At 67.7% G+C, this 21,054-nt stretch carries 12 protein-coding genes; 4 read left to right on the forward strand and 8 right to left on the reverse strand.

Annotated elements, in window-relative coordinates:
- Window positions 1–12: 12 nt before the first annotated feature.
- A complete protein-coding gene (locus DBO33_RS43590) occupies window positions 13–1,029 on the forward strand; it encodes a hypothetical protein (protein WP_199856670.1) in 1,017 nt (338 codons plus the stop codon).
- A 55-nt stretch (window positions 1,030–1,084) separates the two neighbouring features.
- Here DBO33_RS43590 and DBO33_RS17130 read toward each other — a convergent pair whose 3' ends face one another.
- Window positions 1,085–1,831: a methyltransferase domain-containing protein gene (locus tag DBO33_RS17130; RefSeq protein ID WP_107655940.1), complete on the reverse strand. Its 747-nt coding sequence runs from the start codon at window positions 1,829–1,831 to the stop codon at window positions 1,085–1,087.
- Between the two features lie 267 nt (window positions 1,832–2,098).
- On the opposite strand from DBO33_RS17130, the gene DBO33_RS17135 reads away from it, so the two are divergent.
- Together DBO33_RS17135 and DBO33_RS17140 are read left to right on the forward strand one after the other, a co-directional pair.
- The gene (locus DBO33_RS17135) at window positions 2,099–3,106 is read left to right on the forward strand and encodes an endonuclease/exonuclease/phosphatase family protein (RefSeq protein ID WP_234390888.1); all 1,008 of its coding nucleotides are present in this window, start codon (window positions 2,099–2,101) and stop codon (window positions 3,104–3,106) included.
- A gap of 44 nt (window positions 3,107–3,150) precedes the next feature.
- Window positions 3,151–4,167, forward strand: coding sequence for an oxygenase MpaB family protein (locus DBO33_RS17140; RefSeq protein WP_159080319.1), 1,017 nt, complete (start codon window positions 3,151–3,153; stop codon window positions 4,165–4,167).
- On the opposite strand, the gene DBO33_RS17145 is transcribed toward DBO33_RS17140, so the two are convergent.
- The 7 genes from DBO33_RS17145 to DBO33_RS17175 all read right to left on the reverse strand — a co-directional run bounded on the left by DBO33_RS17145 (window position 4,118) and on the right by DBO33_RS17175 (window position 19,043).
- Window positions 4,118–5,347, reverse strand: a complete 1,230-nt coding sequence (locus DBO33_RS17145; protein WP_107655943.1) for a cytochrome P450 — start codon at window positions 5,345–5,347, stop codon at window positions 4,118–4,120. The two genes, DBO33_RS17140 and DBO33_RS17145, sit on opposite strands and share 50 nt — an antisense overlap.
- Window positions 5,348–5,362: 15 nt before the next feature.
- Window positions 5,363–7,639, reverse strand: a complete 2,277-nt coding sequence (locus tag DBO33_RS17150; RefSeq protein ID WP_107655944.1) for a KR domain-containing protein — start codon at window positions 7,637–7,639, stop codon at window positions 5,363–5,365.
- On the reverse strand, window positions 7,636–8,982 hold the full coding sequence (locus tag DBO33_RS17155; protein WP_159080320.1) for a cytochrome P450: 1,347 nt from the start codon (window positions 8,980–8,982) through the stop codon (window positions 7,636–7,638). Before DBO33_RS17155 ends, DBO33_RS17150 begins: the two co-directional genes overlap by 4 nt.
- Window positions 8,975–14,785, reverse strand: coding sequence for an SDR family oxidoreductase (locus DBO33_RS17160; RefSeq protein ID WP_107655946.1), 5,811 nt, complete (start codon window positions 14,783–14,785; stop codon window positions 8,975–8,977). Before DBO33_RS17160 ends, DBO33_RS17155 begins: the two co-directional genes overlap by 8 nt.
- Complete coding sequence (locus DBO33_RS17165; protein WP_159080321.1) at window positions 14,778–16,274, reverse strand: acyltransferase domain-containing protein; 1,497 nt, start codon at window positions 16,272–16,274, stop codon at window positions 14,778–14,780. Before DBO33_RS17165 ends, DBO33_RS17160 begins: the two co-directional genes overlap by 8 nt.
- 99 nt (window positions 16,275–16,373) lie before the next feature.
- Window positions 16,374–18,239, reverse strand: a complete 1,866-nt coding sequence (gene asnB, locus DBO33_RS17170) for an asparagine synthase (glutamine-hydrolyzing) (RefSeq protein ID WP_325050716.1) — start codon at window positions 18,237–18,239, stop codon at window positions 16,374–16,376.
- 39 nt (window positions 18,240–18,278) lie between these two features.
- Window positions 18,279–19,043: an SDR family oxidoreductase gene (locus DBO33_RS17175; RefSeq protein WP_107655948.1), complete on the reverse strand. Its 765-nt coding sequence runs from the start codon at window positions 19,041–19,043 to the stop codon at window positions 18,279–18,281.
- 279 nt (window positions 19,044–19,322) lie between these two features.
- On the opposite strand from DBO33_RS17175, the gene DBO33_RS17180 reads away from it, so the two are divergent.
- Window positions 19,323–20,132: an acyl-CoA thioesterase gene (locus tag DBO33_RS17180; protein ID WP_159080322.1), complete on the forward strand. Its 810-nt coding sequence runs from the start codon at window positions 19,323–19,325 to the stop codon at window positions 20,130–20,132.
- The last annotated feature ends 922 nt before the right edge of the window (window positions 20,133–21,054 follow it).

The following is a 21,054-nucleotide window of genomic DNA, read 5'->3' on the forward strand; positions in this document are numbered from 1 at the left end:
CAGATCGGGATAATGGGCGAAGAGCGGGACGGCACCTCTGACAAGAAGGACGGCATCAAACCGTCGCAGGTCACCGCGGCAGCTTTGGCGGCGGTCACTGCGGCTTTTCTGGGATCGACGCTGGGGGTGGCCGGCACCGTGGCGGGTGCCGGGATCGCAAGCGTGGTGTCCACGGTCGGCGGCGAGCTGTACCTGCGCTCGATGCGCAAGACGAAGGAGGCGGCGCAGCGCACCAGGGAGGCGGCGCTGGCGCTGACAGATTCCGGTGCCCGGCAGCAGGCCGGGCCGGTCCCGCAACCGCGGCAGGTGCCCGGACAACGCACGGATAACTACCATCCGCCCGCGCAGGCGTGGCCGGGGCGTAGAAACGACATGCGGCCAGGTGCCGGGTATCAACCTCCGAGGGAGCAGTGGCAGCCCGCGAACAGCAGGATGCCAGGGGCTGGTGCTAGGCGGTCCGTCGGCGAGGAACCCACCGTGGCCCTTCCCCAGCTGAATCTCCGATCGCCCGGTGCCGAATCCGGCGCAGAGCAGGCACGTCGCGGGTATCGCCTGCACTGGCCGCTGATCGTCGGCACCAGCGTGGTCGGGTTCCTCATCGCGATTCTGATGATCACCGGCTTCGAGGGTGTTACCGGGAAGTCGATCTCGGGCGACGAGGTCACCACCGTGGGGCACTTGTGGAGTGGCGGCGGGAGCGACAAGCCCGATGACCCCTCGACGAGCGGAGGCGACGAGACGGTGCAGCCCAGTGAGAGCCGAGTGCCGACGACCACCACCCCGCAGCACGGCACCGAGGGAGGGAAACAGCCCACGACGAGCGGTTCGGCACCGTCGACGAGCGTGCCGAACTCATCGACACCGTCAACGAGTGTGCCCAAGTCATCGACACCGTCGACCGGCGTGCCGGAATCATCGAACCAATCGCGGACCCCGAACTTTCCGTCGAGCAACAACGCCCCGGGCGGTAAGAACCAACGCCCCGGCTCGGATGGGGGCGACGGGGCACCTGGACCGACCAATCGTTAGGCAGCAGCGGGACCGGAAACTCATCGGCGCGTGGCAACGCAGCGTGCGAGCTACGTCAGCCGATCTTGTGCCCGCAGGTCCATTGGATCGTCCCGAGGCGTCGAGTGGTTACGTCACCGAGTCCGAAACCCCGGACACTGTCCGCGATTTCGGTGTCAGCGAAGATACGTGCGCCGCCGACGCCTGGTACGTAACGTCCGATCAGTTCGAGCGGACCGGCACCCACGGTCGGCACCAGCACGGCGAGACGACCGCCGGGTCGTAAGACACGGATCATCTCGGCCAGGGCGGTATCCGGGTCGGGGATGAGCTGTAGCCCGGCCATGCAGGTCACCGCATCGATGGTGTTATCCCGCAACGGGAGTCGCGGGGCATCGGCGCGCAGGAACGCGATGTTGTCGGCGCGGTGCTGCTGGGCGGCGCGGGCGAGCATCGACTCGGCGATGTCGATGCCGATCGAGAGCCCGTCCGGACCAACCGTGTTGGCGAGCGACGCGGTGATTTCGCCTGGGCCGCACGCGATGTCGAGCACCGTCTGCCCCGGCCGCAGGTGCAGTCGTTCGGCGGGGGATTGCAGGAAGCCGACGACGCGCCGGGCGGCCGTGGATGCCTGGTCGTACAACAACGCACCGATGCGTGAGCTCCACAGCGATTGCACGACGCCGGTGTTGACATCTTGCCCGTCGGCGCCAGGTTGTGAGCCGAGTTGATCGAGGTAGCCGTTCGGGGTGGCCGGAGCTGGCGGCGGGTCGATGAGTAGCGGGAGAACGCGTTGCACGGCAGGCGAAATGGTGACGCTCATGCGGTCATCTCCTGTGATAGGACTGCGGATCGTGGCCGTTCGACTGGACACTAAGCCTGGACTGCGCCGGGTGTCCAAGACCTGTTGTGCCATAACCTCATTCGTCTTCAAGCATGAACCGAGGCGGCCGAAACCGGACCCGGTACAGACTCGGCTAAGGCTGGCTGGTCTCGGCCTGATCGAGCGCGCGTTCGGGCGACCATGATCTACCGGCTCCGGCGGTGCGCCGTGGCGCCGAACGGGCTGTCACTTTGTGATGATGGGTTGATGACGCGAAACGATGACGAGCCTGCGGCGGGGGCCGGAGTGGCACGCGAGGTTCGGGTGCTTGCCTTCAATACGTGGCACAGCGGTAGCAAGGTCGCGCACGGCACCCAGCTGATCGCGGATCTCATCATCGAGAACCGGGTTTCGATCGCGCTGCTGTCGGAGGCGACCAACGCCACCACGGATGTCGGGGCCGAATTGGCCCGGCGTGGGTACGACTTCAATGCGGTCAGCTCGCATGACACGGGCATTCTGACGGTGTTTCCGATCGAGGACAGCGCCGACCTGCAGTGGATGGTCAAGGCGCGGTTGAACATCGACGGCACACGGCTCACCGCCTACTCGTCGCATCTGGAGTTTCGCTGGTACGCCACCAACCTGCCCCGCGGCTACGGTCCCGGGGTTCCGGCGCCGGAGGAGTTCGCCGAGTACAACTTCGACAAGCTGCCGGGCGGCCCGGTGACGGACCCGGCCGTGCTCCATCGTGTGAACGCGGCCTCCGGTCGCCCCGACGTCATCAGCGCGTTTCTCGCGGACGCGAAAATCGAGATGGGACAAGGGGCTTCGGTCATCATGGGTGGCGACCTGAACGAGCCGTCCGTGCTGGATTGGACGCCCGCCACCGCGCACATGTTCGACCACAACGGTGTAGTACTGCCGTGGGAGTCCACTCGGCGTCTGCATCAAGCCGGTTTCATCGATGCCTACCGATCGATGTACCCCGACTCGGCCACCCACCCCGGACTCACCTGGCCGTCGGACAACGCCGAGGTGGACGTCGCCGAACTCGCCTGGGCGCCGGAAGCCGACGAACGCGACCGCGTCGACTTCGTCTTCGCCAACGGGGCCGCGCTGACGCTGACCTCCGTCGGCCTCGTCGGCCCCCGCGGCTCCATCGTGCGCGGTACCCGGCAGCAGGAAAACACCCAGGACAATTTCGCCGCGTCGCCACCGCGGTGGTGCAGCGACCACAAAGGCATACTCGCGGTATACGAGCTCGCCGACTAGACCGTGGCCGATCGGTATTTGTCCAGCCCATAGTTTTTGCGTAATTGTTCATCGCATTTCAACCGGCGCTGCCATTAGGCTGTTTCTGTCTTGGTTGTCTATCTGAGGGTGTTGTGATGCGTGGGTATAAATGGTTGGACAAGGAGATGGCGAAGCTGGATCCGTACACCGAGTATCATGAAATTGTCCGGCTTTTCGGGGAGTATCGACTCGGTGAAATGTTCTTGAACATCGGTTATGCGTTGAACTTCATGGACGTGACGATGCCGCCGCACGGCGGGGACGCGCTGGCATTCGGACGGAAATCGATCGATCGGCCGCAGCGACGGTTCGAGGACAGCATGTATTTCTTCTGGACCTGGTACCTCTATCCGCCGAACAGCGCAGAGGTGCGCGAGTCCGTGCGCCGGTTGAACCGGATCCATGCCGCAGTCGCGCGGCATCTACCAGGCGCTTTCGCGCACAACGACGACTATGTGCAGGGGATGTGCCTGCTCGCGGTCGTGCCGCACCGGTTGCAGCGGTATATCGGTCTGCCCGGTTTCGACGAGCGGCTGCGGATCGCCTTTCACCTCTGGGCCCGCGATATCTGTGCGCAGCTCACGTCCGAGGGCGACGTTCCGGTGGTCGACTTTCCGGCGGATTTCGAATCGCTCGCCGATTTCGCGGATGACTACGATGCCCGCGACTGGGACCGTACGGACAATGGCCACAAGGTGAGCGAGGCGTTCATTCAGCAATTCTGCGACCGCTGGTTTCCCGGCCGCTGGCAGCCGATCGGCCGGACCATCATGCTGAGTGTGGTTCCGGTCAATGTCCGGCGCGTGATGCAATTGGACGACCCGCACCCATTCGGCGAACTCGCGGTCAAAATAGGGCTGCGATCCTATTTCTTTGCACAGCGGCTACTGCCGGATCCGCGCACGCCGATTCAGCGGCGACGAATCGGCCGAAAGGACAGCCCGACCTTGCGCAAACTCAAGACCACGGGCGGGCTGTCCATCACCCGCACTAACCGAACGCCACCGGCAGCTGATAAGGACCGCGAAATGTCGGCATGATCGAGCGTTTGACCTTGCCCTCGACCGCGAGTCGAGGGCAAGGGACCCGCTCGAGGAAGGCCTGCACCGAGATGTCGTGCACGAGCTTGCCGAGTTGAGCGCCGAGGCAGTAGTGGATACCGCGGCCGAAGGTGAGATGGGTGACGTCCTCACGGTCCAGGTCGAGCCGGTCCGGATCGATGAACCGGTCCGGATCCCGGTGCGCGGCACCGATCCAGATGAAGATCTCGGCGCCGGCGGGCAGTTCGTGCCCACCGAGTTCCATCGGCTCGATGACGCGGCGTTTGGTCAGCTGGATCGAGGCATCGAAACGCATCAGTTCCGGCGAGAACGCGGGCACCAGTCCGGGTTCGGCGCGCAGCCGCTCGTACAGCTCGGGTGCGCGCAGCAGATGCATGATCGTATTGCCGATCTGGTGCGCGGTGCTGATCTGGCCCGCGGTGAGCAGAAACGCCAGGTTCGCGTGCAGTTCCCGTTCGTCGCTGAACTCGCGGGTGGTGTAGGCGTCGGCGAGGATCTGCATCATGTCGTCGTAGCCCGCGCCGTCGCGGCGCTCATCGATCTGGCCGCGGAAGAACTCCAGGTAGTCGTGCACCCCGCGCAGCAGTTTCGGCTGGGTCTTCTGGGCGACCGGCCCGTCGTCGATGAGCATGCCGAGGCTGAACATCCACGGCAGGTAGTTCTGCTTCTTCGGAATCCCGAGCACTCGGCCGAGACTCGTTGCGGGCATGGCGAATCCGAAGTCCGCCATCGCGTCCAGCTGGCCGCTGCCACCGACGAGCGCGCGGTCGAGCAACCGGTCCGCGGTCTTCATGATCTCTTCCCGCATGCGCTCGACCGGCTTCGGCATGAACGGCCGGTTGAACAGCTTGCGAATCCGGGTGTGTCCGGGCAGCTCGGACACCACGACCTGCTTGTTGAGCGAGGTCATCGCGTCGGTGTGCTCCGGCTCGCTGTCCTCGGGCAGCCTGCTCGGATCCCAATTCGGCCGCTTCGCAGTCAGTCTCGGGTCCATCAACGCGGTCATCGCGGGCTCGTAACCGGTGACCATCCAGCCGCCGTCGTCGCCCATGCGCTCGTCCCAGTACACCGGGTCGACCTCGCGTATCCGCTGGAACAGCGGGTACGGGTCGTCCAGGTACTGCTCGTTGTAGATCTCGTGCATGGTCAGCTCGGCCATGGCTGTCTCCTCGATTTACGGTCGGTGATTCGAGCGGCGCAGATTCAGCGCGACGCGCCCGCTCTGGCGGTCGATCGCGCACCAGGCGCCTGCGGATGGGTCGCCGAGGACGAGATCCGCCCGTCCCGGCTGTTGACCGAGCACGAGCCGGTCGATGCGGAGCACCCCATCGGGGTCGAGCGGTGTCATCCGCAAAATGTTCTCCAGTGCCGAAATCGGCAGCGGCGGTTCGGGAGCGGGCTCGGCCGCCCACACATCGGCGGCCTCGGTGTGCTGCACCGAGGCGGTGAGCGTGCCGCCGGGATGCCGTCGCCACTGCGCCAGGCGCACTATCGCGCCGCGCCAGCGCAGCGGGCCCGGCGGCGCGGGGATCGGTTCGCCCGCCGAGGCCGGGATCGCGAGCGGCGGTGGTTCGCGCGGATCGCCGTAGCGCACGGTCAGCCGGGCGACCGCGGTATCACCCGCGTGCACCGACACCGCGATCGATCGGCCGTCCGCGTCGACCTCGGCGCGGCGCTCGAGCGCTAGCGTGCCGCCGACGAGACGCAGTCCTGCGGGATTCACCGTTATCCCGGTGAGCTCGCGTGGTTGCTCCGGCACCAGCCAGGCACAGCTTCGCAGCACGTTCTCCAACAGGATCGTCACCGGCAGCGCGGGATCGCCGTGGACGAGGAAGTCCGTGGCGATCGGCGTGGTGTCGGCGCTGAAACCGAGCTCGGCGATCAGTGTGGACCCTGGCCGCCACCGCAACGGTTCGCCGCGGTGGAAGATCTTCGGATACACCTCGTCGAAGCCGGGCAGCCCGGGCTCGACCGTGAATTGACCGGCCTGCGCGAGGCTTACCCCCGGGCCGATGGGTCCGAGGAAGGCGGCCTCGCCGACGTGCGGGGCGAGCAGCTCCGCGTTCCAGCGCGCCAAACCCTCGGCCGGGTCCATGGCGGGCATGTACTTCAGCGCGGCGTCCATATTGGACGACACGCTCAGGTCGCGCCAGAGCGGCCAGCAGACCGTGAGGACATCCAGTTCGCTGGTTGCCTTGGCCCACAAGCCGATTCGCGCCAGCGCCTCGTTGGCCGCCGCGTAGTCCAGCTCGCCGACCATGCCGCCGAGCCGTCCGGTCAGCGAACCGGAGGCGCAGAGGAATCTCGGTTTGCGCTCGCGTAGCGCGGTGACCAGTCGCAGAAAACCGGTGACCTTGACCGAGATGCCCGCCAGGAAGTCGATGTCGGACTTCTTCGGCAGCCGCGCGGGCCGGTCGACCCCGGCCAGGTAGACCACGCCCGCCAGTGGCGGCCCGATCTCGTCCAACAGCCGGTCGAGATCGGCTGGATCGGCATGGTCGCAGCGCGAATAGCGCAGTGGCAGACCGGATTCGGCGACCGAGCGCAGATTCGCCTGCAACGCGCGCAGGTTCGCCAGTTTGCCGAGCCGCCCGCGGACCTCGCGACCCCGCCCGGTGCCCGCCGCGGCGCGGAGGTGCTCCTGCCGATACGCCTCGAATCCAGCTTCGTCCAAGCCGAGCCAGTCCTCGGTGCCGACCGGTGGTTGCGCCCGCCCGGTCACCACGACCCGGCAGCCGTGCTCGCGGGCGAGCGCCCGCGCCAGTTCGAATCCGATCCCGGTACCGCCACCGCAGACGAGCACGACATCGTCCTCGGTGAGGGTGACCGTCGGCGCCGCGACCGGCTCGGGCCGCGGCACCAGCATCCGCCGGACACCGTCGCGATAGCCGATCTCGGCGGGGCCGCGCGCATACAGTTCGGCGGCGACGAGATCGGCAAGTTCCGCGAGATCCGGTCGCGCCACGTCGATTACGCGCGCGTTGACGTTCGGGATCTCGCGGGGGAGGGTCTTGGCCAGACCGGCCCAGAGTCCGCCGAGCGGCTGGTAGATCGGGTCGCCGCGGTAGCCGGACTCGCCGTCCAGGTAGGTCACCGCGAGGTAGGCGAGCCTGCGGGCGTCGACCTCCTCGGCCCAGTCCGGGTAGCAGTGCCGCAACAGCGCGAGCGTGCGCGTCACGGCCTTGTCCGCCGCGTGCGGATCGCGGGGGTCGAAACGGTCGGGCAGCGTCAGGTCGACGATCGCGTCCGGCGCACCGGGTTCGCCCGGCCGCCAGCACACGGCGCCACGCCGGGCGAGGGCGACCGAGACCGACTCGGCCGCCGCGTCGGTGCCGTTGCAGACGGCGACCCTGCGCCCGGCGAGACGGTGCGGCGAGTCAAGCACGGGGGCAGGCACATTCACCCAGCGGAAGCGCCGGACCGTCGCCCCGTCATCGAGATCGTGCGTCACGTCCGGACGACCGGTTCCAGCCGCATCCGCACGCCGGGCTGCGGCCGCAGCGATACCAGCCCGGTGGGCAGGACGTGCTCACCCGACGCCAGGCTCAGCCGGTAGCGCTGCGCGACCATCGCGACGGTCAGCTGCAACTCCAAGGTGGCCAGATGACTGCCGATGCACCGGCGTGCACCACCGCCGAAGGGCAGGTACGAGTACCGCTTCGGGCCGGCCCCGGCCGGGCAGAACCGCTCCGGGTCGAACGCCTCCGGCGTGTCCCAGACCGCCGGATTGTGGTGGGCCGCGTACGGCGGGATCAGCACGCTCGTGCCCGCGGGCACGTGGTAGCCGCCGATCTCGTCGTCCGCGATGGCCTCCCTGGGGAACAGCCAGATCGGCGGATTGAGCCGCAGCGACTCGTCCACGACCTGCCGCAGATACGGCAGGTTCGCCAGGTCTTCGACGGTCGGCGTGCGGCCGTCGAGCACGGTGTCCAGTTCGTCGGTCAGCTTGCGCCGCACATCGACGTGCTGGGCGATCGAGTACAGCGTCCACGCCAGGCCGCAGCCGGTGGTCTCGTGCCCGGCCATGAAGTGGGTCTTCAGCTCGGCCCGGATCGCCCGGCGGTCCCACGGTTTGCCGGTATCGGGGTCGCGCGCCGCGAGCAACGCGTTGACCAGGTTGTCGTCGTCGGTGCCCTGCTGCGCGGTGATGACGTCGTCGATGACAGTGTTCAGCACGGCCTGATAACGCTTGAGGTCGCGTTGATAGCGGGTGGGCACCCACTGCGGCAGCATCTGCTCCACCTTGCCGGTGATGATCATCGCCTTGAGCGAGAAGCGCACCGCGGGCACCAGTTCCTCGGCGCGGTCGCGCAGGTCGATACCGAACAGCGCGCGGCTGAGCACACCCATGGACAGCCACATCAGGTCGTCGGTGATATCGATGACCTCACCGCGCTCGGCGGGGCCGGACCAGCGCGCCAGCAGGTCCTCGACGCAGTCGGTGATGATCGGCGCGGCCGCTTCGATCCTGGCGCGCTGAAAGAACGGCTGGCTGAGCTGCTTGCGCTTGCGCCACTCCGCGCCGTCGGTGGTCAGCATGCCCCGGCCCATGAACAGGTTGAAGCCCTGGTAGAAGCGGCCGCGCCGGTAGTTGTCCGGATTGTCTTGCAGCACATGCTTGATCGCACTCGGCTCGGTGAGCTGGTGCACGAGATACGGCCCGAGCTTCACCCGGACGATGCCGCCGTACTTGCCTTGCAGATCGGTGATCAGGCCGAGCGAATTGCTCTTGAACTTGCTCAGCGCGCCCATCAGGTGGTCACCCTCTGGCCCTGGGGCTTGCCGGTCAACCATGCGTTTCTCCCGAAGTGTGGAACGTTCCGTCGGCGGGGTCGACATAACCGAGTACTTTCGCCCCGATGTCCTTGATCTGCGCGACCACGCCGCCGTCCGGTCGGGCGGCCACGAAGCGGTTCGAGGCCGGACCATCCAACGTGAACTCGGCGGGGGTCGCGTACAGCTCGAGCGGGCCCGCTTGGGCCAGTTCGATATCGTTCGCCTGCTGGTACAGATCGATGCGGCGCACCGAGGTGGGCACCGCCACCGGCAGCAGCCCGGCTTTCGTCGGGTGCAGCGCGCCCATCCTGGCCATGCCGTCGAGCAGAAGGCTCGGCATGCGGAACGTCGACCACACCGGATCCGCGTCGCTCAGCTCCGGCCGGAACCTGGCCCGCGCGCCGCGCGGATGGGTGCGGGTGCCGGTGGTGCAGACGAACGGCCCGGACAGGCGCACCGGCGAGCCGGGCAGGTGATAGGGGTCCGGTACGGCGCATTCGGCCGGATCGGCAGTCCAGTCCTGCCAGCGCAGCGCCGTGTTCGCCGTGCGGGCGAGCAGCACGCGACAGGTGAAGTGCGGCTTGTCCTTCGTGAGGACCAACCCGGTCGGCGCGACGATGTCCGAGGTGATGCGCACGTCGATGGTGACCAGGTCCGCGGTCGCGGTAGCGACGCTCGCGTGAATGCGTTTCGGCGGGACCTCGAGATCCGGGCGTACCTGGACGAAGCGCTCGAACACCAGGTCCTCGAAGCCGATCACGACGAGTTCGGGGCGCAGCGACAGGGCGGCTTCCGCGGCGATCTCGGTGACGAAAAGGCCTGGCAGCGTTGCGTGCCCGCGGACCGTGTGGCCGTACAGGTAGCCGTCGGCCTGCTCGGTCATCGCACACTCGTAGACCGCGGTGTCCTCGGTGCGCGACACGGTGTGGCGCAGGTGGTGATCGCGCGTTCGGGCGGCGCCGGTGAAGAACTCGGGGTAGAAGGACGCCACCGTGCGCCGCTCCGCGGCACCGAGATGCACGATGTGCGGCACCCGTTCGGCCGCGTGCAGTTCGCGGACGAAATGGTGAATGCCTTCGGCCACCGCCATATTCGAGTAGGAGTCGGCGCGTTCGTAGTACTTGCTGATGAGATCGCCCGCGCCCATCCCGGTGCCGCTCCACAACGTCCACCCGATGGTCACCTCGTCTCGGCCCTGTACCCGTGCCGCGAATTCGCCTGCAGTGGCGAGGAAATCGTTGCCAGCCGCGTAGTCGCTCTCGCCGCGCTGGCCGAAGAAGCCGAGCAGCGAACCGAAGCTGCACCACAGGCCGACGGGGGTGTGCGCGAGGGCCTTCTTCAGGTTGCGGTGCGAGCGCAGCTTCAGGTCACGCACGGCGCGGAACGCCGCGAAGTCCTTGCGGGGCAACAACGCCGAGTTGTTCTTGCCCGCCGCGTTGATCAGCAGATCGATGCCGGACTCGGTGGCCAGGATCTCGCCGATCGCCCGGCGCACCGAGGTCTCGTCGGTGACATCGCAGGTCAAGTACCGGACCCGGGCGGCGCCGCAGAGCCGCGCCATCGCGTCGATGTTGCCGCGGGCCGCTCGCGCGTCGAGCATGCGGTTGAACTCGCGGTTCAGCGTCGCGACCGGAGTGCCCGGCCGGGTCGCCAGCTGGTCGCGCAGCCAGTGCTTGCGGCCTGCGGCGAACTCGGCGTCGGTCGCGGTGAACGTGTCCGCCGGATAGTCGTCGAGCGGGTTGCTGCCCAGCAGATACAGCTTCGGGCCGAAGTCCGCGGCCAGCGCCTTGACCAACTCCGCGGTGATGCCCCTGGCGCCGCCGACCGCGACGACCACGGAGGACGCGGACAACCGCGGGCCGGTCTCGGCGAGGTCGAGCCGGCGTTCGACGAGGGTGTAGGCGCAGCGGGTGCCCGAACGGTCGAAGACCACCGGCAACACCCGGTTTCGGCGGGTCTCCGCCTCGACGAGCAGTGCCCCTGCTGTCACGTCCTGCGTCGTGGTGACCAGCGCGAACCGCTCCGTGTCCGGTGCTTCCAGATGGGCGGCCTTCATCAGCCCGGTGAACAGTCCGCTGTAGGGGTGCGGTACCTCGCGGTGCAGACCGCCGAGCAGTAGTGCGAACACCGAGGCGTGCTCGGCCCGGCGCAGCACCAGGAACAACAGATCGTGCAACGCCTCCACCGCGGGCGCGCCCTCGGTCAGGCAGCTCGCCACGGGTGCCGACGCGGCCAGATCGACCAGTACCCGAACATCTTTCGGCGTGCGACCGGCGAGCGCGGCGTCCACCGCGTCCTCGGTGGCCGGCGTGCCGCACAGCACGATCGCGTCGTCCGGGAGTGGGCCGAGCGCGGCGACGAGTTCCGGATCGTCGGTGAGCAGGACGACGCCGGCGGGCAGGAAGGGCAGGGCCGGGCGGATCGCCTCGGCCGGTACCGGAACCAACTCGGGGACATGACGTTTCACCTTGCATGCGGCACCGGGGCCATAGGCATCCGGCACGCTGAATCGCTCGGGCAGCGGCGTGGCCTCGGTAGCGGGGATGGTGAGGCCGATCCGGGTCGCCGGGGTATCCGGCTCGCCGTGGCACACCACATCCGCCGAGCCGCTGCCGGTCAGCAGCAGGCGAAGGACCTCCAGCCCGCCCGCGGCACCGAGGTAGCGTGCGGTCGCCGGCGCGGGAACGCCGCATTCGACGTGGGCCGCAGCGGATTTCGCCGTCTTGTCCACGACACCGATCTCGTCCACGATGGCGAGGATCGGCATCCCTGACGCCACCGCGACCTCCTCGGTGGCCAGCGCGAACAAGAACGCGCCGTCGGCGGGGGCCGTGTCCGGCAGCAGCTCGGCGAGCAGCGGCCGCAATTCGGCCAGATCGTTGCCGTTGATACCGCCCGCGAGCGCGACATCGATATCGCCCGCGCGCAGGTACTGGCAGGCCACATCGAAAGCGGACAGCGTGGAGGCCAGGCCCGCGTCCAGGGTGAGGTTCGGCCCGTGCAGGTCGAAGTAGTTCGCCAGCCTGGCCGAGATGATGTTCGGCATGATCCCGGAGAACGAATCCTCGTTGGACGGTGGGACCAGTTGCCGTGCGTGTTCGGACAGGCCGTCGAGCAGCTTCGGCAGCAGGTCGGACTCGGCCAGCCGGGGGTTGCGGTAGAGCGCGCCCGAGATGTCGTCCAAGTAGCAGCGGTTGGCGTACAGCATGCCCGCCCGGGTCGGGCCGAGATTGCCGACGAATACACCGGTCCGGTCCGCGTGGTCCTGCCAGGAGTCGCCGAGCTGCTGACGCAGTTGGTGACCGCACTCCAGGATCATCAGCTGGCAGCGGTCCACGGTCCGCACGGTCGGCGGTGGCAGCCGCACCTTGTCGAAGGTCGGCGTCGGGTACTTCGCGCCGAAGCTGTCGGCCGGGCCGGGGCCGGTGCCGCGCAGCCAGGCCTCGATCGCGGTCCGATCGGCCAGGCCGGGCAGGTGGGCCGCCCAGCCGACGATCGCGATCCGGCCGGCGCGCCGCTTCGACGCGGTCTTCGTCGGGACCGCGGCCGGATGCTGCTCGGACAGCAGCAGATGGGCGTTGGTGCCACCGAAACCGAAGCCGGTAACCGCGACTGTGCGCGGGCGGTCCTGCCGCGCGGGCAGCGCCCGCGCCTCGGTCGGGATGGTCAGCCGGGATCGGTCGGCCGCGAAGTCGACCGGCGGTGCGGTGAAACGGAATTGGGGCGGCACGACGCCGTAGCGCAGGCCGAGGGTGGCCTCGATCAGCGACACCACGCCCGCTGCCCACCCGGTGTGCCCGATCAGCGACTTGTTCGAGGTGACCGGAATCGCCTCGGCGCCATAGCTTTCGTGCAGGGTCTTCAGCTCGGCCGTGTCGCCGGCCGGAGTGCCGGTGGCGTGCGCGATGATCCAGTCCACCGGGATCGGCGGGTCGGTCTCGCGAGCCCGCGCGATCGCCCGGGCTTGGCCCTTGGGGTTCGGCGCGTAGATCGCCTTGCCCTTGCCGTCGGAGGAGGTGCCGGTGCTGCGCAGCACGCCGAGCACGTCGTCGCCGTCCGCGCGGGCCCGGCTCAGTCGCTTGAGCACGACCACGGCCGCGCCGTCGGCGAAGATGACCCCGTCCGCGTCGCGGTCCAGCGAGCGCACCTCGCCCTTCTTGGACAGGCCACGCAGTTTGGAGAACAACACCGTGCCGCGCGGGCCGAGCGCGAAGGCGCCGCCGCAGACCGCGAGGTCGACCGCGCCGTCGAGCAGGGCCTTGGCCCCGATATCCACGGCATAGAGCGAGGACGAGCACGCGGTGTCCACCATCTGCACCGTGGTCGCCGCCGGCAGCACACCATCGATGGCCAGCCTGCCCACCCGATGCGGCAGGAAGCGGGCCACGTTGTCGTCGGCGCCGCGCCGATACCGTTCGCCGAGGGTGGCCGCGACCTCCGCGCGCAGGAAATCCCGTGACGCGGGCGCCAGTTCGGCGAGCACGGTGTTTGCCCGGTGCACGGCGGCCGCGAGCACGCCCGCCTCTTCCAGGTGCTGGTTGCCGTCGGGGGTGTAGCCGATGACGGCGCGGAATCGATCGGCCGACCGGGTGCCGACGCCGCGCATGGCCTGAATCACGCTGTGCCGCAACCAGGATGTGGTGAACTCGTGGTTGCCGACGGGATCGGCGGGATCGAATCCGCCCTCGGTGGGCGCGAATTCGGTGATGAATACGCACCGGTCTTGATACGCCTTGTCCTCCGCGCTGTCGTCGGCGGAGTGGAACGAATCCCGTTCCCAGCGGTCCACCGGCACCGGGACGAACAGGTCGGCGCCGGTATTGCGCAACTCCCAGAACTCTTCCGGACTGTTCGCGCCGGCCACGGCCATACCGATACCGACGATCGCGATCTCGTCGTCTTCGACGGGGATCTCCGGCTCGGTGACCGAGGTCGTGACGACCGGTCGTGCGTCTACCCGCTCGGGCCGTGCGACCGCGGCGCTGGGCACCGGTTCGGTACCCACGGCGGCTTGCCCGGGAACCGTTGTCTCCGAGGCAGGTTCGGCCGGCGCCGACAGCAGCGGCACACCGAGCGAAAGGCCGCCGTCGGCGAGCACGGTCTGCCCGGTGATCCACCGCGCCTGCTCGCTCGCCAGGAAGACCACCAGATCCGCGAATTCCGCTGGGGTGCCGAGCCTTCCGAGTGGCGTCGCCGCACCGATCGCCCGCTGCATCGCCGCCGCCTCCGGGAAGGCGTCGGCTACGTCGCTGACCAGCATCGCGGCCGAGGCGGTGTTGACCCGGATGCCCGCCGTGGCATAACGCGCGGCCAGGTATCGGGTCATCGTCTCCATCGCCGCCTTGGCGGGGGCGCACGCGAGGTAGTTCGCCATCACGAACTGCGAACCACCCAGGGCGGAGATGTTGACGATCGCGCCCCGGCCCTGCCGCCGCATCAACTCCGCGGCGTGCTGCGAACAACGCAGTGCGCCTTTGACATTCGTGTCCCAGCCCAGATCGAGCTGTTCGTCGGTGACCTCGTCGTCCGGCACCAGGGCGCCGGAGGCCGCGTTGTTCACCAGGATGTCCAGCCGGCCGAACCGCTCGTCGATCTCGGCGAACATGCGGGTGACCTGATCGGGCCGCGCCACCGAGCCGCGGATCAACTCGATCCGGCCGAGCGCGCCGAGTTCGCGCGCGGTCTCCTTGGCCGCCTCATGCGAGTGGAAGTAGTTCACGACCACGTCCGCGCCGCGTTCGAGCAGCGCGGTGGTGATGGCCTTGCCGACGCCGTGCGCCCCACCGGTGACCAGTGCCAGCTTGCCGCGTAGCTCAGACATCGACGGATTCCCGGTCCGACAGTCTGGTCATCGTGTACCCGATGACCTTGCCCATCGTGTCGTAGTCGGCCAGCCGGAAACCGTCGGTCCTCGGTTGCAGGCCGTACTGCTCGGACACCCGGTTCAGCAGCTCGATCTGCTTGACCGAGTCGATGCCGAGCTCGGCCTCCAGTTCGACTTCGTCGGTGAACACCTCGATCGGGTATTCCAGCGCCTCGGCGTAGATGGTGCGCAGGGTGCCCGCCACCTCGTCGCGTGCGGGTTCGCCGTGGTCGGCACGCGCGTCGTCGGTGGCGGCTACGCCGTTCCCAGCATGCGCGCCATTGGCGGCGTGCGCACCGTTGGTAGCCGCAACTGGTTGTGGTGCAACAGGTTCCGGCACACTGACCGGATCGCGGTCCGGCAGAACGGCGGTATGCCCGTTCTCGAACGTGCGCCGGACGTGCGCGATGATCTCGGTGCCGTGCAGATCCCAGAAGGTGTCGAAGTCCGGGTGGACGGCGCCCGCACCGAGCAGGCCCACCGCGCGCAGCCGCAGCAGCGCCACTTCGGTCGCGCCGGCGGGCAGTGCGGGCACGGCGGTGTGCGGATCGGTCTCGAGGGTCTTCGCGGTGAACTTACACAGCGTGCCGAGCGCACCGCATTCGACGAAGCCGCGCACCCCCCGCGCGTACAGCGTGCGGACGCCCTCCGCGAAACGCACCGGCGCGACGAGATGGCTTGCCAACAGCTCGGCGATGTCGTCGTCGGCGGTGTAGGACCGGTTCAGGATCGGCGAATACACCTCGGTCTGTGGCGGATTCGCCGGGATGTCGCGGATTCGCGCGGCCAAGCCGAGGCCCGCCGGCCGCAACAGCGGGCTGTGGAACGGGGCGGGCGACTCGAGCCGGACGAAGGAGATCCCGATCGCGGTGGTGAGGCCGCGCAGGGCGTCCATCGCGTCCTGCGGGCCGGACACCACGGTCTGCCGCGCGTGGTTCTCCACGGCGACCGCGAGATCGGCGTTCTCCACCAGCTCGACCAGCGTCCGGGTCTTGTGCGGGTCCGCGCCGACGGCGGCCATATAGCTGTCGGGCAGATCCAGTTCGCCGACTGCCTGCACCCGATGCCAGATGATCCGCGCCCCGTCGGCGACCGAGTACACGCCCGCGCTGACCAAGGCGGCGATCTCGCCGAGGCTGTGTCCCATATGGATACTCGGCCGCAGGCCGGCCGCGTGCAGCACGCGATACACGGCGACCGAGGTCGCGTAGATCGCGAGCTGGGAAACCCACGGCTCGTCGGCCAGCAGCCGGCCGAGCGTCGGCGGCTCCTCCCGCAGGACGGCCGAGGAGAGCGAGCGGCCCACCTCGGCCAGGGGCACTGTGTCGACCTCGGCCAGCACGGCACTCACCTCGGGGTGGCGCTTGGCGGCATTGGCCAGCGCCATCCCGTCGAATCCACCCTGTCCGGGAAAGAGTGCAACGTTTGTCGAAATACGGTTGTCCACCGCTACGTTCTCCCTATTCTCCGAACCCCGGTCCGGATACTTACTGCGAAACGAAATCTGTTGCCACCGTCGGATGACGGGCAGAAAGGCGGGTAGCGCTCAGGCGTTGATCCCGACCAGGTTCACCTGGTGCAGGGCCAGCCATGCGTTCAACCGCACCGGTGGCTCGGTGTAGGCCGAGCGGGCGATCATCGAGTACGGCTCGGTGATCGGTTTGTCCAGATGGGCCCGAACCACTTCGGCATCGAGCAGCGGCAGGATCGGTGAGGCGGGCTCGGCCATGATCTTGCCGAGTTCCTGGTTGATCGCGACGTCGTAGCCGATGTCCTGGGTGGTCGGGTAGGGCGCCTTCTTCCGCTGCGAAATGGAATGCGGTAGAAGGTCTTTCGTGGCGGCGCGGAGCAGGCTCTTCTCCCGGCCGTCGAACGTCTTGAGCGACCACGGCGCGTTGTACACATACTCGACCAGGCGGTGATCGCAGAACGGCACCCGCACCTCCAGCCCGGTCGCCATGCTCATCCGGTCCTTGCGGTCCAGCATCATCGCCAGGAATCGGGTCAGGTGCAGATGGCTGGATATCCGGGTGCGCCGTTCCAGTGCGTCGGCGTCGGGCAGGTGAACCACCTGACGAACGGCGTCGGCGTACTGATCATCGACATAGGTGTCCAGGTCGATCGCCGCCGCGAGGTCGCGGTCGAGGAAGGCCGCGCCGAGTTTCGCCGCGGGCACCGGACTCGGTGTGTGCCAGGGGAACGTCGGCTGCTCCGCCGGGAACCACAGGTAGCCGCCGAAGATCTCGTCGGCGCCCTCACCGGACAGCGCCACCGTCGAGGCCTCGCGGACCCCGCGGAACAACTGGTAGATCGAGGGATCCTGATCGCCGATGCCGTAGGGCAGATCCCAGGCCCGCAGCACCGCGTCCCGGACCGTCGGCTCGACCAGCGTCGCGGTGTCGAGCAGGATCTCCCGGTGGTCGGTGCCGACGTGGCGCGCCAGCTCCAACGCGAACGGGGTGTCCGGCGCCTCGCGCAGCAGCTCGGGCTGGAAGTTCTCGGTATGGCCGACGAAATCGACCGAATAGCTGCGCACCCGGCCTTCGCCGTGTGCGCTCGCCGTGCGCTGGGCCAGTGCGGTGAGCACGCTGGAGTCCAGCCCACCGGAGAGCAGGGTGCACAGCGGCACATCCGAGACCATCTGCTTGGTCACGATGTCCTCGAGCAGTTCGCGGACGTGACCGACGGTGGTCGCCAGATCGTCGGTGTGCGGCCGGGTCTCCAGCTGCCAGTACCGTTCCTCGCGCCGCTGCCCGCGCCGGACCCGCAGGATATGGCCGGGCCGCAGCTCGAAGAGGTTGCGCAGCGGCGTGCGTCCCGGCACCCGGGCCACCGCGAGCGCGTCCCGGAGGCCGTCGGCGTCCATCTCGGCGCGGGCGGCCGGGTTGGCCAGGATGGCCTTCGGCTCCGAACCGAACAGCACCCCGTCCGGCAGCGGGTAGTAGTACAGCGGTTTGATGCCGAGCCGGTCGCGCACCAGGATCAGTTCGTTCACCCGGCTGTCCCAAATGGCAAAGGCGAACATGCCATTGAGCCGATGCGTGAAGTCCGTGCCCCACTGCAGATAGGCGCGCTGCACCACCTCGGTGTCGCTGCGGGTGGCGAACCAGTGGCCGAGTCCGCGCAGTTCCTCGCGCAGCTCGGCGAAGTTGTAGACCTCACCGCTGTAGCTGATGACGAGGAAGGGCTCGCCGTCGTGCGTCGTCTCCGGGGTGCGCATCGGCTGCCTGCCGCCGGCGATATCGATCACCGCCAGCCGCCGATGGCCGAGCGCGACGTGTTCGCGCACCCAGAGCCCCTCGTCATCGGGTCCCCGGAGGGCCATGGTGTCCGTCATCCGTTGTGCGATATGGGTTTGCGTCCGCAGATCCCGGTCGAAGTCGACCCACCCGACGATTCCACACATGGCCATCCCTTTCTGATGTGGCGTCAGCGGCAGCTGCCGCTGCGATCACATGACCTTTTCGGCGCCGCCGTCGATGATGTAGTCCGCGCCGGTGATGAAACCCGCGACGGGCGAACCGAGGAAGGCGACCAGTGCCGCCACCTCTTCCGGCTCGGCCCAGCGGTTGAGCGGAACCTGCGCGAGCATCGGCAGGTTGGGCATGAAGTCCTTGGCCTCCATGTGGAAGGTCGCGCTGAGCCGCGGGCCGTATTCGTCCCACAGCGGCGTGCGAATCAGGCCGGGGGAGACCGCGTTGACCCGAATGCCTTGCGGGCCAAGTTCATTGGCCAGGCTCTTGCTCCACGCGGCCAGTGCGGCCTTCGAGGCGGCGTACCAGTACGGGCCGGTCGAGGGGAAGCGGGCGACCGCGGTCGAGACGTTGACGATCGCCGCGCGCAGGTGGGGCCGCAGCGCGCGGGTGACGTTCAGATTCGCGAACAGGTTGAGCTGGAAGGCTTTCTGCCAGGTCGCGTCGTCGATATCGGCGAAGTTGCCCAGCTGCAGGCCTGCCAGCCCGCCGACGACGTTGACCAGCAGATCGACGCCGTCGAATTCCGCGACGACCGCCTGGCGCAGCTGCTCGACGCCCTCCTCGGTGGTCAGATCGGCCTGGACGGTGATCGCGCCGGTTTCCTTCAGCTTCGAGGTGACGGCGAGGTCGGCACCGAGCACGGTTGCCCCCTCGGCGATCAGTGTCTGAGTGATCGCGCCGCCGATGCCACCGCCGGCGGCCGTGACCACTGCGGTCTTGCCTGCGAGCTGCAGATCCATGCTCTTCTCCTAATTGGTAGTTGACCCGAACAAACCGGATTCGAATAGCCATTACCGGGGGCCTTTCCCGAACCTAGACCGCCGCACACATTCGTCGCGAACTGTCGGTTAATGAGACGCTCATCGGGCCCATTACCAGGTAGTTTGCTGCGGCTATCGGCCGATCGGTAGGCCGGGGGCGCGGGCGCTGAATTGCGGTTGCAGGCGGTCTGGATTTTAGCCGGATAATAGGATCTACTGGTCGCGTCGATATCGAGGCGCTAGGGGACGGAAATTACTGTGACATTCGAAAAGCATGCTTTGCTGGAGTCCAGCGGCGCCACCCGGAAGAGCCCGGGCGAATGGGTTGTGCACGTGCCGCGCACCTGGTGGTCGTGGTCCGGCCCGCTCGGCGGACTGCTCAACGCGCTCGCCGCCCAGGCGGGTGCGGACCTCGTCGACGCGGCGGCGGTGCCGCAGGCCACGCATACCCAATTCCTGCGAAACCCGTGGGACGCACCGATTTTGCTGCTCGCTACGGTGGAGCGAGCCGGCCGGACCGCGGAGTTCGTCACGGTGCGCGGGACGCAGGGCGAGGACACCATCTTCATCTCGACCATCGTGTTCGCGCACCGCACGGGCGCGGCCGGGCAGCAGCGGATCACCGCGCCCTCGGTACCCGCGCCCGAGGATTGCCCGGAGATCCATTTTCCGCCGGAGCTGGTTCCGTTCGGGCAGCAGTTCGAGCTGCGGCAGGCCTGCGGCGCCTTTCCGATGACCGGGTCGTCGACCGCGGAAATGGGTGCGTGGCTGCGCATGCGGCCCGAGGTCGCGGCGGATTCGCTGGTGGCCATCGTGGCCATGGACGCGATGCCGCCCGGGCTCTATCCCACGCTGTCCGAACCTCTCGCGATCGTGTCCACCGAGCTGTCCATCCACCTGCACGGCGATCTGGTGCGCAATCCCATCGACGACTTCGTGCTGGCGGTGCAGCGCAACATCACCAGCGGTGATGGGTGGTGTGTGGACGAGGCGAGCCTGTGGGATCGCGCGGGCGGCCTGGTGGCTTCGTCTCGGCAGTTGCGCCGGATCCTCGACGGCGGAAAGTAGTCCGCTCCTTGCTCCTTACGCGGATTTCTTGTTGAATTCTCCTGAACGTCATAAAGTCCCCCCCCATATGGGGGGATCGGGCAACTGTTCTGTAGGTCCGTAATCTTTAGCCCGACAGCACTTTGTGACATTGCATCGCGTACGATGAATTATCGGGGCGGGTGATATCGACCCCGAGATGCTGCTGCTGGAGATCTGATTCCGCAGTTCAGCAATGGTTTCGGCGCGACATGACATGGCGCTCCGGGATGCCGACGACTTCGTCCGAATTGCCGATAACGCACTGTCGAGCCAAAAGGAACACACCAATATCGGGGGCATGCGCGAGCTGTGAGAACCGTTGACGGGTGATTGATTTGGCTGATAATTTCTGTCATGAAGTTATCTGGGTGATCGTATGTTGTGAGGCCGAGGCCACCAGCTAGATCGTGGCCGAACGCGAGCTCATCGCGCCCCGGTGACGCCCGATGCCCACGACAACGAACCCGGCCTACGTCCGGCTTGTGGTCCGCGCCCGAAAGCTATTGCTGAGCAACAGTCCTTGCTCTGGGCGCCGACACCGAAAACTCCCGGTGGGTGCGGCGGCGATCGCACCACCCACTGGGTGCCGAGATCGCCATGCAGTCCTGCCCGGACGCCGATCCGCTCATTGCGCCGGCGTCGCCGCCCGAGGCTGCGAGTACGCCGACGAGGGGAGTTCATCAGTGCTGGAAATCTGTAGAACCTGTTGCGCCAGAACGGCTTTCGGATTCGGCCGTCGATCTCGGCGCAGTGTTCGTGGTTCGGGTTGACGACGATTCGGAACTGTGTAACATCGTTCTAGAGAGCACTGAACGATACCGACCGGTACTAACAAGACTGAGCGGTATTAACGGAAAGGCTGATTGATCAGCAAACGCTGACTGGCTCACCCGGTCCTGGC

It is taken from the genome of Nocardia suismassiliense (assembly GCF_900269665.1).
In the GTDB taxonomy this organism is placed as follows: Bacteria; Actinomycetota; Actinomycetes; order Mycobacteriales; family Mycobacteriaceae; genus Nocardia; species Nocardia suismassiliense.

What these genes read in the sequence shown, in the direction of transcription:
- DBO33_RS17160 (WP_107655946.1), bottom strand. Translation starts at nt 14,785, where the DNA reads ATGTCTGAGCTACGCGGCAAGCTGGCACTGGTCACCGGTGGGGCGCAC.
- DBO33_RS43590 (WP_199856670.1), top strand. Translation starts at nt 13, where the DNA reads ATGGGCGAAGAGCGGGACGGCACCTCTGACAAGAAGGACGGCATCAAA.
- DBO33_RS17175 (WP_107655948.1), bottom strand. Translation starts at nt 19,043, where the DNA reads ATGGATCTGCAGCTCGCAGGCAAGACCGCAGTGGTCACGGCCGCCGGC.
- asnB (WP_325050716.1), bottom strand. Translation starts at nt 18,239, where the DNA reads ATGGCCATGTGTGGAATCGTCGGGTGGGTCGACTTCGACCGGGATCTG.
- DBO33_RS17135 (WP_234390888.1), top strand. Translation starts at nt 2,099, where the DNA reads ATGACGCGAAACGATGACGAGCCTGCGGCGGGGGCCGGAGTGGCACGC.
- DBO33_RS17130 (WP_107655940.1), bottom strand. Translation starts at nt 1,831, where the DNA reads ATGAGCGTCACCATTTCGCCTGCCGTGCAACGCGTTCTCCCGCTACTC.
- DBO33_RS17155 (WP_159080320.1), bottom strand. Translation starts at nt 8,982, where the DNA reads ATGGTTGACCGGCAAGCCCCAGGGCCAGAGGGTGACCACCTGATGGGC.
- DBO33_RS17145 (WP_107655943.1), bottom strand. Translation starts at nt 5,347, where the DNA reads ATGGCCGAGCTGACCATGCACGAGATCTACAACGAGCAGTACCTGGAC.